The following is a 1,669-nucleotide window of genomic DNA, read 5'->3' on the forward strand; positions in this document are numbered from 1 at the left end:
GTCGGCTTAACCCCCTAATATCGGACACTGCACCTCTTATTCGATTGATTGCATAGAATCGCTCGATTTTTCATCGTTTATGATGATTATGCCTCATACCCTGATTTCTTTGGGTGTTACGTTGCCTTGCCGGATAGCTTCCATGTATTCGTACGGCGACATATCATAGATGCTTCCATGGATGCGATTGCGATTGTAGTTGTGGATAAAACCGCTAACGATCTCATACGCCTGTTGGTAGCTCTCAAAATCGTGGCGCTGGTAACACTCCGATTCAAGGATGGAGTGAAAAGACTCGATGTGGGCGTTCTTATTCGGCGTCTTAGGCGGTATCCACTCGTGGACAATTCCAAACTGTTCACAAGCCTCCGCAAACCGATGGCTAATGAACTGTGGACCGTTGTCCGATCGAATAATTGGCCGATTCGCCTTGTCAAAGAGCTGGCGCTTCATCAGTGCCTCCTGCATGATTTGAACCAGATCCTTAGCCTCGCAGGACAGGCCATGATGATAGGCAACAATGGCTCGATCGAACACATCGATGATACTCATCAGGAAGAAGAAGCGCTGTTCGCCTTCGACCCAACCATACTTAATATCCGTCTCCCACAGTTGATTGGAACCGGTAATGACTTTGTTATTTGCGAGCCGTTTAGGATGCTTAATCTTGAGCTTCCGCTGAGGGCGAAGAACATTCATCTTCTTGCATAGTCGATAGACTTTCTTCTTGTATCCACCAGTGAACTTTGTCAATGTGTCATGTGTTTAATCACAAGGTGGTGCTGGCGCCTCAGCATCTTTGTCAGCTTGCGGTATCCGTAGACAGACGTGTACTCGTCGGCCAACAGTTCCATGATCCACTCACAGATTTGCTCATCGCTAATGCGCTTGTAGTCTTGCGTATATGAATAACCAGGCGCGGAGCGACCGCTCCTGTGGATTCGCTCAGGTTGCTGATTCGGGCGATTCACANTAATCACAAGGTGGTGCTGGCGCCCCAGCATCTTTGTCAGCTTGCGGTATCCGTAGACAGACGTGTACTCGTCGGCCAACAGTTCCATGATCCACTCACAGATTTGCTCATCGCTAATGCGCTTGTAGTCTTGCGTATATGAATAACCAGGCGCGGAGCGACCGCTCCTGTGGATTCGCTCAGGTTGCTGATTCGGGCGATTCACATGTGCATAATACGTGGAACGCTCCACTTCCAGGATGCGCAGCACAAGACTGATTGAATGGCCCTGCATGATATATTTCTGGGAAATCTCTATTTTATCCGCAAGTGTGGGTTCGTTTTTTTTAACAGGTCACGGAGGATTTCTCTCTCCAGCGCCTGCTCTGCATAGAGCTTCTTGAGCTTCTCGTGCTCCTTCTCCAAGGCCGCATAATCGGCGGCTGTAGGAACGAACGCAGCTTGCTTCAAAGCAGCGCCATCCAATTCGTCAAGATCCTTGCGCTTCAATTCTCTCGCCCAGCGCAGCACCATCTTCGGATCAAGATCATGCTGCCTTGCTACTGCCGTCATATTGCCGATCTCTTGCCCCTTGGCTACAACCATTTTCTTAAAGTTCAGATCATACCGTTTTCTTTCCAATGCGTTCCCCTCCGACTGATTTCATTCTATCGGAATAAGGGGTGTACTGTCCAAGTTCATTTGGGGGCTAAATAG

General features: G+C 48.9%; 2 protein-coding genes. Both read right to left on the minus strand.

What is annotated here, in order from left to right:
• Positions 1–93: 93 nt before the first annotated feature.
• Complete coding sequence (locus ACFPXP_RS02385; protein WP_379892025.1) at positions 94–699, minus strand: transposase; 606 nt, start codon at positions 697–699, stop codon at positions 94–96.
• Between the two features lie 568 nt (positions 700–1,267).
• A complete protein-coding gene (locus tag ACFPXP_RS02390; RefSeq protein ID WP_379892027.1) occupies positions 1,268–1,594 on the minus strand; it encodes a transposase in 327 nt (108 codons plus the stop codon).
• Positions 1,595–1,669: the final 75 nt, after the last annotated feature.

The sequence above is a fragment of the Marinicrinis lubricantis genome (assembly GCF_042658665.1).
Classification (GTDB): domain Bacteria; phylum Bacillota; class Bacilli; order Paenibacillales; family KCTC-33676; genus Marinicrinis; species Marinicrinis lubricantis.

Coding starts and splice junctions, on each gene's coding strand:
- ACFPXP_RS02385 (WP_379892025.1), bottom strand. CDS start 699: ATGAATGTTCTTCGCCCTCAGCGGAAGCTCAAGATTAAGCATCCTAAA.